Annotated in this window: 11 protein-coding genes; 9 read left to right on the top strand and 2 right to left on the bottom strand. The window is 38.7% G+C overall.

The window, feature by feature from the left end; translation table 11 throughout:
• Nucleotides 1-157: 157 nt before the first annotated feature.
• From D0T08_RS00900 to D0T08_RS00875, 6 genes are all read left to right on the top strand, one after another.
• Nucleotides 158-2,803 (top strand): ABC transporter permease, encoded by a 2,646-nt coding sequence (locus tag D0T08_RS00900; RefSeq protein WP_116980685.1) that lies wholly within the window; start codon nucleotides 158-160, stop codon nucleotides 2,801-2,803.
• Between the two features lie 179 nt (nucleotides 2,804-2,982).
• Entirely contained in the window at nucleotides 2,983-5,634 is a 2,652-nt protein-coding gene (locus tag D0T08_RS00895) for an ABC transporter permease (protein ID WP_116980684.1), read from the top strand.
• A gap of 54 nt (nucleotides 5,635-5,688) precedes the next feature.
• Nucleotides 5,689-8,358 (top strand): ABC transporter permease, encoded by a 2,670-nt coding sequence (locus D0T08_RS00890; protein WP_116980683.1) that lies wholly within the window; start codon nucleotides 5,689-5,691, stop codon nucleotides 8,356-8,358.
• Nucleotides 8,359-8,775: 417 nt separating this feature from the next.
• Nucleotides 8,776-9,591 (top strand): helix-turn-helix domain-containing protein, encoded by an 816-nt coding sequence (locus D0T08_RS00885; RefSeq protein WP_116980682.1) that lies wholly within the window; start codon nucleotides 8,776-8,778, stop codon nucleotides 9,589-9,591.
• A gap of 73 nt (nucleotides 9,592-9,664) precedes the next feature.
• Nucleotides 9,665-10,132, top strand: a complete 468-nt coding sequence (locus tag D0T08_RS00880; protein WP_199538101.1) for a VOC family protein — start codon at nucleotides 9,665-9,667, stop codon at nucleotides 10,130-10,132.
• A gap of 203 nt (nucleotides 10,133-10,335) precedes the next feature.
• Nucleotides 10,336-11,574 (top strand): MFS transporter, encoded by a 1,239-nt coding sequence (locus tag D0T08_RS00875; protein ID WP_116980681.1) that lies wholly within the window; start codon nucleotides 10,336-10,338, stop codon nucleotides 11,572-11,574.
• A 94-nt stretch (nucleotides 11,575-11,668) separates the two neighbouring features.
• Here D0T08_RS00875 and D0T08_RS00870 read toward each other — a convergent pair whose 3' ends face one another.
• Nucleotides 11,669-11,938, bottom strand: a complete 270-nt coding sequence (locus D0T08_RS00870; RefSeq protein WP_116980680.1) for a hypothetical protein — start codon at nucleotides 11,936-11,938, stop codon at nucleotides 11,669-11,671.
• Nucleotides 11,939-12,173: 235 nt separating this feature from the next.
• Here D0T08_RS00870 and D0T08_RS00865 point away from each other — a divergent pair, with 235 nt between their 5' ends.
• From D0T08_RS00865 to D0T08_RS00855, 3 genes are all read left to right on the top strand, one after another.
• Entirely contained in the window at nucleotides 12,174-13,001 is an 828-nt protein-coding gene (locus D0T08_RS00865; protein WP_147322677.1) for a hypothetical protein, read from the top strand.
• A gap of 192 nt (nucleotides 13,002-13,193) precedes the next feature.
• Entirely contained in the window at nucleotides 13,194-13,628 is a 435-nt protein-coding gene (locus D0T08_RS00860) for a hypothetical protein (RefSeq protein WP_116980678.1), read from the top strand.
• Between the two features lie 155 nt (nucleotides 13,629-13,783).
• Nucleotides 13,784-14,155, top strand: a complete 372-nt coding sequence (locus D0T08_RS00855) for a glyoxalase/bleomycin resistance/extradiol dioxygenase family protein (RefSeq protein ID WP_116980677.1) — start codon at nucleotides 13,784-13,786, stop codon at nucleotides 14,153-14,155.
• A 338-nt stretch (nucleotides 14,156-14,493) separates the two neighbouring features.
• On the opposite strand, the gene D0T08_RS00850 is transcribed toward D0T08_RS00855, so the two are convergent.
• A complete protein-coding gene (locus D0T08_RS00850; RefSeq protein WP_116980676.1) occupies nucleotides 14,494-14,958 on the bottom strand; it encodes a YdeI/OmpD-associated family protein in 465 nt (154 codons plus the stop codon).
• Nucleotides 14,959-15,028: the final 70 nt, after the last annotated feature.

Here is a 15,028-nt window from a genome sequence, read left to right as displayed (position 1 = left end):
GGCATGGAGTTTTGGGACTGAAAAATGCTGCAGCCGTTGCCGTAAAAGGGCCGAATTATTATGCTATCCGAGTGGCAGACGCTTCCAGATCGCAGTGAACCAATTGTGTAACATCGTGCCATTTGTGTACATCGTAGCAAATAAAAAACTATTTTAAATGCTTAAACAGCCCAACAATCTCACTCCACCCAAATGGGCAGATAAACTCTTAAAGGTTTTTCTACCGCAAGATTTGGCGGAAGAACTGCAGGGTGATATGCACGAGCAGTTTGAGATGCAAGTGGAAGAGTTTGGATTGACCAAAGCCAGGTGGCAGTATGTCTGGGAAGTACTGAGGTTTTGCCGACCTTATTTTTTAAAGCGTCGTTTATCAGCGCAGGCTGATGATTTCAATAATATTTACTCTTTAATAAACCCCATTATGCTAAGAAATTATCTGAAAATCGCTTTTCGTAGCCTGATGCGTGCTAAAAGCTATATGTTTATCAATATCAGTGGTTTGGCTGTTGGTCTGGCAGCTTGTACACTGATTATCCTTTGGATACAAGATGAGTTGCAATACGACAGATTTTATAGCAAAACTGACCGATTATATCAGGTCTACAACAAAGACATTTTCAGTGGAACGCCTCAAACATGGGAAACAACTCCAAGACTTCTGGCACCAACCCTAAAACAGAATTATGCCGAAATAGAAGAAACATCCAGATTCCGCTCCACCGGGTTAACTTTAACTGTCGGTGATACAAAAATGAATGCAAGCGGGGCTTTTGTCGATCCTTCTTTTCTGAATTTATTTGATTTTCCATTGAAATCAGGCAATGTGCAAAGCGTGTTGGCAGGAAATAATGGTATTGTGATTACTGAAGCTTTAGCTGAAAAATTATTTGGTACTAAGCTAGCTATAGGTAAGGTAGTTCAGGTAAATAATAAAGAAAGTTTTTCAGTGACCGGGGTATTAGAGAATTTACCTGATAACACCAGATTTAACTACATCTCTTATTTGTTACCTTATAATTACTTTGTAAATCTTGGTTGGGGGTCTGATGCCTGGGAGTCAAACAATGATTTTACTTATATTTTATTGAAAGAGCATGCGGATGAAGGTGCAGTAAATCAGAAAATCAAAAGTGTAACAGCCGAGCATCTGAAAGGAATATTGGATGATGTGAAAAATCGTCAGATTTATCTGCATCCTGCCAGTAAATGGTATTTGCATTCAAAACAGGAAAACGGTCAATTAGTAGAAGGACGCATTGTAACCGTGCGCCTATTTGGCCTGATTGCCATCTTTATTTTGCTGATAGCCGCTGTTAATTTCATTAACCTAAGCACCGCCAGAAGTGAAAAAAGAGCTAAGGAAGTAGGGGTTCGTAAGGTAGCGGGAGCACAGAAAACATCTCTGATTCTGCAGTTCATAGGAGAGTCGGTACTGCTAACGTTCTTTGCAGGAATTGTTGCTCTACTAATTGTTCTGCTTAGCTTGCCGATGTTCAATCAATTGACGGGTAAATCACTTTCTCTGAATTTTACTTCAACCTATTTCTGGTTGGCTGCCCTTGGGATGTTAATATTTACAGGTGTGCTTGCCGGGTCTTACCCAGCCTTCTTCCTTGCCAATTTTCAGCCATCTAAGGTACTAAAAGGCATGCTTCGTTCGCAGAGAGCGGCTTTTACACCCAGAAAAATTCTGGTAGTCATGCAATTTACCTTTGCCATTGTACTCATTGTTTCAACTCTAATTATTAGCCAACAAATAGATTATGCACAAATTCGAGACAAAGGCTTTAATCAGAATCACCTGCTTTTCACTGATTTACCTGGTGATTTAGCCAGCCATTATGAACCACTACAACAGGAATTATTGGCGAGTGGTGCAGTGGTTTCCATGGGTAAATCTTTAGGGCCAATCAGTACTATAAACCTTCGCCAATGGGGTGTAACCTGGCCCGGCAGTACACCGAGTGATAAAGATATCGAGTTTGACAGATTTGGTACAGATGCCAATTTCCTGAAAACAACCGGAACAACCTTAGTGGCAGGAAGAGAAATTGATGTGCGAAAATATCCAACCGATTCAAGCGCAGTACTATTGAACGAAACAGCTGTAAAAACCATGCATATGAAAAGTCCTGTAGGAACTACCATTAAATTCGGTAATGCAGAATGGCATATAGTAGGGGTGGTGAAGGATTTTATTTATGCATCTCCTTTCGACCGCATCAATCCTGCATTGATTGAAGGACCCGGTGGTCCGATTGGTTTGGGCTGGATAAGCATGAGGCTAAATCCTGCTAAACCGATGGCTGACAATCTGGCAACTTTAGAGAAAATTTTTGCCAAATATAATCCTGCCTATCCGTTTGAATACATGTTTGCGGATGACTCTTATAAAGCAAAATTTGAAAATGAAGAACGAACAGGCACTTTAACGAGTCTCTTTACAGGGCTTACCATTTTCATTGCCTGTCTTGGCTTATTTGGTTTGGCAGCATATACAGCACAACAACGTACCAAAGAAATTGGCATACGCAAGGCTCTGGGTGCACCTGTTTTTAGTGTAGTACAACTATTAACCAAAGATTTCATCCGCTTATTATTGATTGCCTTTTTTATAGGTGCGCCAATCGGCTGGTATGTAATGGAGCAATGGCTAAAGGATTATAATTACCGCATCACTATCGGAATAGGGATATTTATCGTTACCCTTGCATCAGCCATTTTTATTGTATTGGTATCTGTAAGTTCTCAGGCCATTAAAGCGGCTTTGGTAAACCCGGTGAAAAGCCTAAGGAGTGAGTGATACATTTAAACAGAAAAATGTAAAACTGAGAAATGTAAAACGGAATGTTGGTGCGAACTTTTGCATGGGAAGACTACCATTTCGAAGAGAGTCAATTGTGAAACATCGTGCTTGTAGTGTGCATTGTGGCAAACCGATTATATACACACAAACAAGTAAGTAAATAAAAACGATTGAAAATGACTGAAAAACCTCATTATTTAACTCCTCCTAAATGGGCAGATAAACTCTTAAATGCTTTCCTACCAGATGATTTGGCAGAAGAACTGCAGGGAGATATTCATGAACAGTTTGAGATACATATAGAAGAAGTCGGATTAACCAAAGCAAAGCTCCTTTATGTGTGGGAAGTACTGAGATTTTGCAGACCCTATTTTTTGAAACGACGCCTTTCAGCAAAGGCTGATAATATGAATAATTATTCCTTATTAAACCCCATTATGCTAAGAAATTATATAAAAATCGCCTGGCGAAACCTGATTAAACAGAAAGGCTATTCAGCTATAAATATAGTTGGTTTAGCCATTGGAATGACCGTTACGATATTAATTGGTCTTTGGCTGCACGATGAATTGACTTTCGATAAATACCACAAGAACTATAATCGCATTGCTCAGGTAATGCAGAATCAGACCAATAATAATGGACAAATCACTACTCAAAAGGCTGTACCTGCTCCTTTGGGTGAAGAACTAAGACAAGTTTATGGAAACGATTTCTCTCATGTGTTGATGGCTTCGTGGAATACCAATCGGGTATTGGCTTATGGAGATTTGAAACTCAGAAAAAGAGGAACCTACATAGAACCAGATGCCCCGGAAGTATTTGGTCTGAAAATGCTAAGAGGTTCACGTGCCGGACTCACTGACCCTCATTCAATTCTCTTATCAGAATCAGTGGCTCAGGTGTATTTTGGCAATGAAAACCCATTAGGCAAAATAATGAAAATTGATGCCAGACACGATGTAAAAGTAACAGGTGTTTATGAAGACCTCCCTGATAATTCTTCTTTGGCTGACATCGGTTTTTTTGCACCATGGAAATTGTTTTATGATAGTGAAAAATGGATTAGTCAGATGAATTCACCCTGGAATAGTAGTACTGTAATGACTTACGTGCAACTGGCAGATAAGGCTGATTTGTCAAGAGTGTCGGCAAAAATCAAAAATGTAAAACGCAATCATGTCGACGATGCTGAAGTGGCACAAAGTAAACCCGAGCTCTTCTTACACCCCATGTCAGACTGGCATTTGCGTTCAAATTTTGAAAATGGCATCAGTCATGGCGGAAAAATAACGCAGCTATGGATAGTAAGCCTGATAGGTATTTTTGTCTTGCTTCTGGCTTGTATCAATTTCATGAACCTTTCAACGGCCCGTACCGAAAAAAGAGCTAAAGAAGTGGGTATCCGTAAAGCTATCGGCTCGATTCGTGGACAATTAATTATCCAGTTCATTAGCGAGTCTGTATTAGTTACAATGATAGCCTTTGCGATTGCTATTGTTGCGGCCTATTTGCTTCTACCTATATTTAATGAAATAGCTGATAAAAAATTGACACTTTTATGGGCTAACCCAATTTTCTGGGGTTTGGGTATAGGCTTTGCTCTATTTACAGGCTTGCTGGCAGGTAGCTATCCTGCTTTTTATTTGTCTTCATTTCAGCCTATCAAAGTGCTGAAAGGTACATTCAAGACAGGACGATTGGCGAGTATTCCCCGCAAAGTATTGGTAGTTTCACAATTTACAGTATCCATTACATTAATCGTTGGCACATGGGTGATTTATCGCCAGATTCAATTTGCCGAAAGTCGCCCGATTGGCTATAATCGTAATGATGTGATTATGCTGGGAATGACTATGCCGGATATTCATCAGCATTTTAGCGCTGTAAGAGAAGAACTCAAAAGTAGCGGAGCCATACTGGAAGTAGCTGAATCTGGTAGTCCAACCACAGAAATCTGGTATTCTACTGGCGGTTATAGCTGGAAAGGTAAAGACCCCACGCAGCAGGCGGTATTCTGCTCCATTGATGTAACACCTGATTTTGGTAAAACAATCAGCTGGCAAATCAGAGAAGGCCGTGATTTCGCCAGCAATTCCCGTGCTGATTCCTCCGGCATGATATTCAACGAAGCAGCGATTAAATTAATGGGCATGAAAAACCCTATTGGTCAGCAGGTAACTTGGAATGATAAAACATATACCATTATCGGTGTTATTAAAGATATGGTAATGGAATCCCCTTTTGAACCTGTTCGACCTACGTCTTTCTTTCTGGATAAAAATGCAGGGAATGTACTAAATATCAAGCTCAATCCTGCTTCTAATAAAGCTAAAAGTCTGAAAATAATTGAACAGATACTGAAAAAATATAGCCCCAATGCTCCTTTCGAATATCAGTTTATTGAAGAGGCCTATAATAAGAAATTTGGCAATACACAGCAGTTTGCTAAACTCATTAACCTGTTCACGGTCCTGGCTATTTTTATCTCATGTTTAGGATTATTCGGGCTGGCATCTTTCGTTGCCGAACAACGAACCAAAGAAATAGGCGTACGTAAGGTACTAGGCGCTACAGTATTAGCCATCTGGAAAATGCTCTCCAAAGACTTTGCCTTGTTGGTAATATTGTCTTTGATGATTGCTACACCGATTGCCTACTATTTACTATCCGGTTGGCTAGCTAAATTTACTTATCGTACCGAAATATCATGGTGGATTTTTGTTCTGACAGGTGCAGGGGTGCTATTACTCACTATATTAACAGTTAGCTACCATACAGTTAGAGCTGCACTAATGAATCCGGTAAAAAGTTTAAAAAACGAATAAATCACAGTTCAAGACAAAATTAATCACTCAATCACTAACTCGCTAAATCACTCAATGGCCTCGCCAACACCTCCCAAATGGGCAGATAAACTCCTGAATACTTTTCTGCCTGATGATCTGGCAGAAGAACTGCAAGGAGATATGCATGAGCAATTTGAAGTGCAGGCAGGAGAGCTTGGGCTCAGAAAAGCTCAATGGTTATATATATGGGAGGTGCTCCGGTTTTTTCGGCCTTACTTCCTGAAGCGTCGTTTCGTCGAACAATCACAATATGCAAATTATTCTCATCCAGTTTCAATATTTTCACCCATTATGATTCGCAATTACTTCACCATCGCCTGGCGAAATCTGACTCGTAGCAAAGCATTTTCTGCCATTAATATTTTCGGATTAGCCATCGGTATCAGCTGTTTTATGCTTATCGCCGTATTTGTTTACAGTGAATTAAGCTACGACCGACATGTGGCTAATGCCGAACAAATTTATCGGGTTAACCTGGCAGTTACCGGAAACGGCAATATTGCCTTATATCCTAATGCAGACTACGCTGTAGGAGATGGTATGAAAAATACTTTTCCGGAGATTAAGGACTTTACCAGGGTATCACAAGCTGTCGACTTTGTAAAGTACGAAAACAATCAGTTTAAAGAGCAGCACATGGCATTTGCCGAAGCCAATTTTATGAAAATGTTCTCTATTCCCTTATTAGAGGGTAATATTGATAAGGCATTGGTTGAGCCCAATAGCATTGTGATTTCTAAAGCCATGGCTACTAAATACTTTGGTGACCAGGACCCTGTTGGCAAGTCATTAAAGATTGGAACACAACAGACCGAATATAAAATTACAGGCTTGTTTGATAAAGTACCAGATAACTCGCATTTCCATTTCGATGCGTTTTTGAGTATGTCGACATGGCATATAACTAATCCAACCTGGAGTAACCTGGGTCCTTATACCTATATTGAACTGGAGAAAAATGCCGATGCTAAGAAGCTGGAAGCGAAATTCCCACAATTGGTGATGAAATATGTGGTGCCAGAGATTCAGAAAGATATGGGTATCAGTCTGGCAGAAGCAAAGAAATCGGTTGACACCTTTCGCTTTTTGCTGCAGCCACTTACTGAATTGCATTTATATGGCGGTACTAAGTACGAAATTGAACCAAGTGGTGATATACAATATATCTATATTTTCTCGGCATTGGCAGTATTTATTCTTTTGTTGGCCTGCGTTAATTTTACCAATTTATCAACGGCACAATCGGCTAAGCGTTCTAAAGAAGTCGGCATTCGAAAGGTATTGGGTTCGGTCAAAAAGCAGTTGATATTGCAGTTTCTGGCCGAATCAGTGTTACTGACCTTTTTTGCCATGGTGTTCGCCTATTTGCTTATCTTCTTATTCTTACCTTATTTCAATCAACTAGCTGTTAAAAATGTCAGTTTCTGGTTTTTCCTTGATTATAAAGTCATTGCGGCAATCTTCCTTGTTAGTTTTATATCAGGTATTATTGCAGGTATCTATCCGGCTTTCTTCTTATCGTCATTTGGTATCATCAAGACTTTAAAGGGCATGCTTTTCACAGGTGGCAAACAGAAAAAACCTTTGCAAAGCAGCCTGATAGTATTTCAGTTTACAGTTTCTACCTTATTAATTATAGCTACAATCGTAGTCTATCAGCAATTGCAACATATGCAGAACAAAAAGCTGGGCTATGATAAAGATCAGGTCATATTTATGCCTGATGCCCGTGTATTAGGTAGCAATCAGTTGGCCTTTCAGGAGCAATTGAAACGAGATAACCGGGTAGTTTCGGCCAGCATTTCCCGAATGGTGCCAGGTAATAATAACCTAAACGGTACACAGATTTATCCAAAAAATGAGAATGGTAATGGCGTAGAGATTCATATCGATATTTTTAATATTGACTACGATTACATCAATACCCTGGGGATGAAAATTAAACAGGGACGAGCTTTTTCGAAAGATTTTTCGACTGACTCCTCAGGCGTAATTATCAATGAGTCTGCCGTTCGTGAGTTAGGTTGGAAAGGTAAGAATCCGATTGGCAGAAGCATTGTGCGTTCGGGCAATGTAGAGTTTAAGGTTTTGGGTATTGTGCAGGATTTTAATTATACATCTGTCAAGCAAAAAGTAGCACCTGCCATGATGATGCTTGGTAGAAACTACGGGGGTATGGTTATTAAAATCAAAACGGCGGATGTAAACGGGTTCATAGCCGACCTCAAAAAACAATGGGATAGTTTCAATCCTGCAGGACCAATGGAATATTATTTCTTAGACGAGAAATTTGCTGCGCTTTATGCGAGTGAGCAACGCACGCAACAGATATTTTCTGCTTTTGCGGTATTGGCGATTATCATTGCCAGTCTGGGATTATTTGCTTTGTCCACCTTTATTATGGAGCAACGTAAAAAAGAAGTAGGGATCAGAAAAGTATTAGGCGCATCAGTAAGCGGTATTGTGCAATTATTGGTAAAAGACTTCCTGATATTGGTAATAATCTCTATTCTGATTGCTTCTCCATTGGCTTGGTATGGTATGAATCAATGGCTGCAAGACTTTGCCTACAAAATAGATTTGCAATGGTGGATGTTTGCGCTGGCAGGCATACTAGCTATTGTTATTGCTTTGCTCACCGTTAGTTTTCAGGGTATCAAGGCCGCGTTGATGAATCCGGTGAAGAGTCTGAAGAGCGAGTAGGGGTATTGGGCAGAGGGCATGGGGCTAGGGGCATAGGGTCAAGGAGTCGGGAGCTTTTTTTTTCTTGACCCCCTGCTCCATGTCCTTTGCTTTTCTCAATTTTTAAATTTTTTTAATAATTTATATTTGATTTTATAATTTTTTAATATTAATTCGTTTATATATGAGTACTTTAGCAAGACTTTTAGTTAAAAAGTAAAATAAATTGTAATTAAAGCAAAAATCCCCTTGTTTTAGGGGTTTTTTTGTATGAAGATTCCTGATTTTAAAGTCTTCTTTTAATTATTTCAGTTAAATGATAGGATATTCGTATCCTATAGCATCAGAGAATAATATCCGCAAATATCTTGCTTTTGTTAAAGAGATAAAAAAAAGCGAAGTTTGGGGTAAGAAAAGAGAATTGAATTTCAAGCAACTATGCTTAAAACTCCTAACCTCCGTCAGCTTTACACTCCGATACAGCCCACTGTGAGACAGGCTAGTGAAAACGTTACCTATTATGAGTTTCTACCCCATGATAGTTTATTGCCTTTTATTTATTGCTACTGGGAGTTAAAAACAACTCAACCTTTGAGCGAGCAATTTCAGTATAGAGTGGTGGCCGATGGGTGCGTCGATATTTACTTTGAGTTGAATAATCCGGTTGATAGTTATGTTATGGGGTTTTGTAAGAAATATACAGAGTTTCCTTTAGGTAATGAATTTCATTATATTGGTATTCGTTTCCTACCTACTATGTTTCCTCAGTTGTTTAGGGTTGACGCCGCCGAATTGAGTAACAGGTATTTATTACTTTCAGCCGTTGTTCCGCAGACCGCTGAGTTTATTGCCGGGCATTTGACTGGTTTGCCCGCCCAAATCGAAATTAAAAGATTATTTGATAAGTATTTTATCAGTGAATTGGCTAAGGCAAGATTTGATAGCGATAATCGCTTATACAATGCAATTAGCATTATTCTTCAGAACTTTGGTGTATTGAATATCGAAACCGATTTAAATACAGGGATCAGTTCAAGGCAATTAAGAAGGCTTTTTGAGTTTTATATTGGTGATACAGCTAAGACATTTGCTAAAGTAGTACGTTTTCAGAATATCTTAAGGGCAAAGCCCTCCTCCCAGAGTTTGCGGCAGAACAAACTTTTTTTTGATGCCGGATATTACGACCAGGCCCATTTTATCAAAGAATTCAGGAATTTCTACGGAGTATCCCCAGGCAAAGCATTTGGGTGTTGATTATGTCCGATTTTTACAAGGTTTGAGAGGGTAAAACAAACGAGCTTTGTATCATTAATCAATCGATATAATTATGAAACAGATACTTCACACCGTAATTCTCCTGAGCTTGTGGAGTCATGGCTATTCACAATCTACTTCATTTAAAAACCAGAAAAAAATGAAACTAAATGCAGGAATTGTCACCCAGAAACTGGCTGAAACCAAGGCTTTTTATACAAAGAATCTAGATTTTGGGCTAACATTTGAAAATGAATTTTATCTGCTCATGCATACACCTGACAAAGAAGCAGAAATCAGTTTTTTATTGCCCAACCATCCAAGCCAACAACCGCTTTTTCATAAGCCTTTTCAAGGGCAAGGTATGTACCTGACTATTGAAGTGGATGATGTAGATGCACTGTACCAGACCCTAAAAAAGAAAGGAGTGCAGATTAAAATAGAACTAAGAGACGAGCCTTGGGGAGACAGGCACTTTGCCATTGAAGACCCAAATGGTATTGGAATTGATATTGTTAAGTATAAGGCCCCCGGTCCCTAAAGAGGAGTGAAAAGTTCGGAAGAGGATTATAATTCCAGAAGTATAATCCTCTTCCGAGCCAATGGTTATCTTAGTACCTTTGCCCGAAGCTCCATCCTAATCTCACTTTGTCCGATTTACCCCTCTTTTTGGCCTTTTTACCCCACTGCTATCTGAATAACTCTTTGTAGTTTTGTAGCACCAAAAAACTATTTTTCAGATACATGCAAGCAATAGAAGTTAACCAGCCCAAACCCACAACAAAAGACATCAGCCGCACTGAATTTATTACCATGATGGCTTGTATAGAGCTACTCACGGCTTTGGCTATAGATATTATGCTACCCACTTTTGATAGTCTCCGCCAACATTTTCATTTAGGTACAGAATCAACCGCCACGGCACGACTTGTTACATTTTTCTTTTTCGGGCAATTCTTTCAATTGGTTTTCGGGCCGATGGCTGATAAGTATGGGCGTATTCCTGTGATAAGAATAGGCTTTTTACTCTATCTGAGTGGGTGTATAGCTACAGTTCTGGCACCGAGCATGTTCTGGCTCCTGATGGCTCGTTTCGTGATGGGAATAGGCTCTTCGGCGATGTTTGTGAGTGTGATGGCCTGTGTAAGAGATAGATTTGTAGGCAATGAGATGGCTCGTGCCATGTCATTAATCTTTACTATTTTTTTGATTGTTCCGGTAGTAGCGCCTTTGTTGGGAGCGGCTATATTATCGGTAAGCAACTGGCAGGTAGTTTTTCTGACACCTGCACTCTTTGCTACTATCGTATTTATATGGTCGTTACGTTTGAAAGAATCTAAACCAACTGGTGAGCAGGTAGGTGCTAATCCATTTGCTGTTTTTCAGTCTTTCAGGGAAGTATTTGCCAATCGAACATTTATCAGGTATACAGCCATATCAACCATTCTTTTTGCTGCTTTCAGTTCTTATGTAAGCAGTTCGGAGCGAATAATTGGGACAATCTACGGCAAGCCTAATCTCTTCGTATACATCTTCGGAATTATCGGATTTTGCATGAGTGTCTTTACTTTTATAAACGCACGTCTGGTGCAGAAGTTAGGGGCCCGTCGAACACTGAGCTTGCTTCTATTCATATATGTTATTCTGGCTATCTTGTTACTTATCTTAACGCTTAGCTCAGAAGCGCATATTCATTTGTTTGTTCTATTTACCATTGTTGGCCTTTTGCAGAGTGTGAATATTGCTATCGAACCCAATAGTAGTTCGCTAGCCCTCGAACCTATGGGCGATAAAGCAGGTATGGCGGCATCAATCTATGGCACTTCCTATCTGGTAGTAGGGGCTTTCGGGGGATCTTTGATTGATAGCTTATTAGTTCATTCAGTTGTGCCGCTTACGATAGCTTATTGCATAGGTGGCTTGGTTGCTCTTGTGCTTTTTAGCATAGGGCAGAGGGGGAATAGCAAGGGTAGTTATGAATAATAAAACTCCTTTTGGTAAATGATGTTCCTCTTGGTGGATGTTTTAAATATATAATCTTAGTATATTACCCTAAATTTAAACAATTTAAAATCCATTATTTGTCAATGGGTAAAAGCAAATCTTTATCAAAGCCATTGTGCGTAAAGTTTGCGGCATCAACTAATTTGGCAAAGGCAGCTTTTTTCTCATTACTTTCTCCTTTGTTGAAAACCGAAAAGGTTTTCCAATCCACTATTGCAATGTTTCTCAGTCTATCAATAATACCCCCACAATCCAGTTTCAAGGCATCCAACCTATAATCATAGATAAGTTCGAGAGATACTGAAGGTTGATTTTTTGGATAAAACGTCCAGGTAATTTTCATGAAAAAGTATTTTACGGGTAAAGATAAGAAATTCAACAGCTACTGCTCATTGCATAAAAGTTTTCTCTACAGGTTTAATTAAGCCATTTCCAAACCACCGGATAACAATTAATCATTTAATATGTGACAAACTCAAAATAAAGGTAGAAAATTTTTAAAGTGTTATGCCGAACAATTAATTTTGGAGGTGGTTATTACAAAGATATGTCCACAACGGCTATTTACCTATACTTTTATGATGCGAATTATTTCCTTAGTGCTGGGGCTTTCTTTTCTGTCGTTCACACTTTCTGCACAAGAAGTCAGCGCTTTCCTTTTTAAAAAACTGATACGAGTAAAGTCTGTTATAGTAGACGATAAAGGAAAACAATATACTATTTATGGTGGGGGATTTATCGTAAATGGCAAATATCTCGCTACTTCATATAGTATTTATCGTCCCGCTGGCTTTAGCAAAAAGCCTAAGCGAATGGTTGTCTATTATAATTATAGTCTTGATGAAAAAAGTAATATAAAGTACGATTCGGTTGATATAGATTTATTGTATAAGTATGTGCCCGGTAAGCAGTATGATTTTTCGAAGCATGTGTTTCAAGAGGGGAAATTAGAAACAGATTTTATTGTGCTGAAATTGAAGCGGGTGATTCCGGTAAAAACCAGTGATTTTAATACAGAAGCCAATCTCCCAAAGTATTATCAATTACCAACAATGGCTTTTGACAATGTAGATGGTCGGTTGAGGAATGATACTCTGATTTATCTATTGCCACAGTTTTATAATAATGTAAAAGAATCTTATCAGTTGGTAATGTTCGGCCCGTCTAAAGTTGGTTTTTCCGGCTCGCCCATTTATAATATGAAAGGTGAAATAGTAGGGGTGATACAATTTGGTTTAGGTGAATTGAACGAAACCTATATCACCTCATTAAACAAAGCAGGCTGGCTTACGGATGAAGACGTACAAGCCATAAGAAAAGGCTATGTAGAACTTGACCCCCGCAACTTCGTTTTTGGCACAAATATAAAGTATTTTCTGGATAAGTATCTGAAAGGATTTAAATAAGGTAGCATCATCATTGAAAAGTATCTCACAATTTATCTGGGAAATTCATAATAAAACTGTAATACCTTATCTCAATATTCCCTGAGAGCAATAATAATTACTCATAAAAATGTAGAATACCTACCCCTCATTATCTATGGCATAGATATTTTTTGTTGATGTGTATCCATACAACATAAAATTATACATGTCATGAGAACAATAAAATTATTTGGTTTAGGTTTGATCACTCTATTGGGTTTTCAGGCTTGTGAAAAAGAAGAAGAATCAGTATCTGTAGAACCCGTAACCATTTCAGACCTTACTTGTCCAAGTGCGGTTTTTTCAGGAGTAGCCAGGGCGGGGGTTACTTATAATGGGGTTTTCACCGTACCTTATAGTGGCGGCGATGGTAGTAGCTATACATCAGATAATGGAGTGTCTTCTACCGGTGTTACAGGATTATCAGCCGTTTTAGTGCCTGGTACTTTGGCTGTAGGTTCAGGTATGATTACTTATGCTGTGGGTGGTACCCCACAAACAGGAGGAGTTGCTTCCTTTGTGATTAATTTTGGGGGGCAATCATGTACAGTTGCCTTTCCGGTTACTGATTCACCAACTGCCCCAGAGCCACCAGTTGGAGAATAAGCCTAATTGATTTATTAGCGAATGAAAGCTCCTTTTGGAAGGAGCTTTTTTGTTGATAGAGGTTCCAAGATTTTATTCGCTATTAGGTAGAATTATCTGCAAAATTGGAAGTATATTTATTAAACGAAATCTGATTCAGAATAAACTTTCATACTATGGCTACCTGTCTTTCTTTTCTTCGAGTGCCTGACATTGAAAAAACACTCGACTGGTATGTTGATTTAGGCTTCAAATGCCTCGGTACAAATGCCGAACCCGGTTGTGGTTTAGACTGGGCACTACTAGATTGGGAGGGAGCAAGATTTATGTTATACCCTGATGGTAGGGCAGATAGGGGCGTTGTGAAAGATGCAGGCTTATATATAACGGTCGATTCGATTGATGAATTGATTGAACCTGTTAAAGCCAGGGCCGAGGTAATAGAGATAAATCCTGAAACTTTTTATGGGATGAAAGAAATCGTTTTTAAAGACCTGAATGGTTTTCAAGTAACATTTGGTTGTGAGGTGGAGACTGAGAATAAATAATAATAAGATATTTAAAGAGCGATTGTCTTATTTAAAACCATTTGGTCATATTTATCGTAAGTAAAAAAATCGTGCGATACTATCACACGATTTTCGCATAGTATTACAATAAATAAATCAATCCATGTACCCATGGAATTTGACCACAAATTTTAAAAGTTTTTTAGCTTAATTGCAAGAAAAAGAATTGAAAATTGCTAATGTGTAGACGAACAACCCCGATTCAATCGGGGTTGTTCTCATTAAGTAGAGGGACGATCCTTTGGCTTAATGAAAAAATGTATTGATTAGCTTAAAAAATCAGAGCATTCTAAAGCATTTCAAGCCAACATTTTGCCTTATAATTTCTTCTTTTGCTCCAGATCTACAATAGCTTTCTCAATTCTCCTATTTCGAGCCTCTGGTGTTTTGGCTTGTTCAATAGAAGCAATGAAATATTTTTTATTGCTGTTAGATAAGATTGCAAAGTGTTGCTTAGCATCTGGACTTTTATCTAAAGCATCCCGAAAATCAGTAGGTACTTCGATTACTCTTGGCTGATTGTCAAGGATTACACCAACTTCAATCATTTCACCGCTTTTGATACCTGCATTTTCTCTTACTTCAGCACTAACCGGAATCATGAAGATACCATTCCTGACAGATATACTGCTTGGATAGGTATAGCCATTAATAGTAACCTTTACAAGTGGGTTTTTAGTATTGCCTAGTTTATTAACCACTTCTGCTGGAACTTCAACACCTGTGGCTGTTTTTCCGGCAAGTAATAATTCTGTTTTAAATATAAGCTGTTGATTTTCCATAGACCTGTTTTTTATTTACAAATTAAGCAGAAAATCTGTAATTGAGAAGTGTGTAGAAACGACAATTAAC

The sequence above is a fragment of the Emticicia sp. C21 genome (assembly GCF_003418935.1).
GTDB lineage: Bacteria > Bacteroidota > Bacteroidia > Cytophagales > Spirosomataceae > Emticicia.
Note: the sequence above shows the minus strand (reverse complement) of the source record. Positions and strands in the feature narration are given on the sequence as shown.

What these genes read in the sequence shown, in the direction of transcription:
- D0T08_RS00900 (WP_116980685.1), top strand. Translation starts at nt 158, where the DNA reads ATGCTTAAACAGCCCAACAATCTCACTCCACCCAAATGGGCAGATAAA.
- D0T08_RS00895 (WP_116980684.1), top strand. Translation starts at nt 2,983, where the DNA reads ATGACTGAAAAACCTCATTATTTAACTCCTCCTAAATGGGCAGATAAA.
- D0T08_RS00890 (WP_116980683.1), top strand. Translation starts at nt 5,689, where the DNA reads ATGGCCTCGCCAACACCTCCCAAATGGGCAGATAAACTCCTGAATACT.
- D0T08_RS00885 (WP_116980682.1), top strand. Translation starts at nt 8,776, where the DNA reads ATGCTTAAAACTCCTAACCTCCGTCAGCTTTACACTCCGATACAGCCC.
- D0T08_RS00880 (WP_199538101.1), top strand. Translation starts at nt 9,665, where the DNA reads ATGAAACAGATACTTCACACCGTAATTCTCCTGAGCTTGTGGAGTCAT.
- D0T08_RS00875 (WP_116980681.1), top strand. Translation starts at nt 10,336, where the DNA reads ATGCAAGCAATAGAAGTTAACCAGCCCAAACCCACAACAAAAGACATC.
- D0T08_RS00870 (WP_116980680.1), bottom strand. Translation starts at nt 11,938, where the DNA reads ATGAAAATTACCTGGACGTTTTATCCAAAAAATCAACCTTCAGTATCT.
- D0T08_RS00865 (WP_147322677.1), top strand. Translation starts at nt 12,174, where the DNA reads ATGATGCGAATTATTTCCTTAGTGCTGGGGCTTTCTTTTCTGTCGTTC.
- D0T08_RS00860 (WP_116980678.1), top strand. Translation starts at nt 13,194, where the DNA reads ATGAGAACAATAAAATTATTTGGTTTAGGTTTGATCACTCTATTGGGT.
- D0T08_RS00855 (WP_116980677.1), top strand. Translation starts at nt 13,784, where the DNA reads ATGGCTACCTGTCTTTCTTTTCTTCGAGTGCCTGACATTGAAAAAACA.
- D0T08_RS00850 (WP_116980676.1), bottom strand. Translation starts at nt 14,958, where the DNA reads ATGGAAAATCAACAGCTTATATTTAAAACAGAATTATTACTTGCCGGA.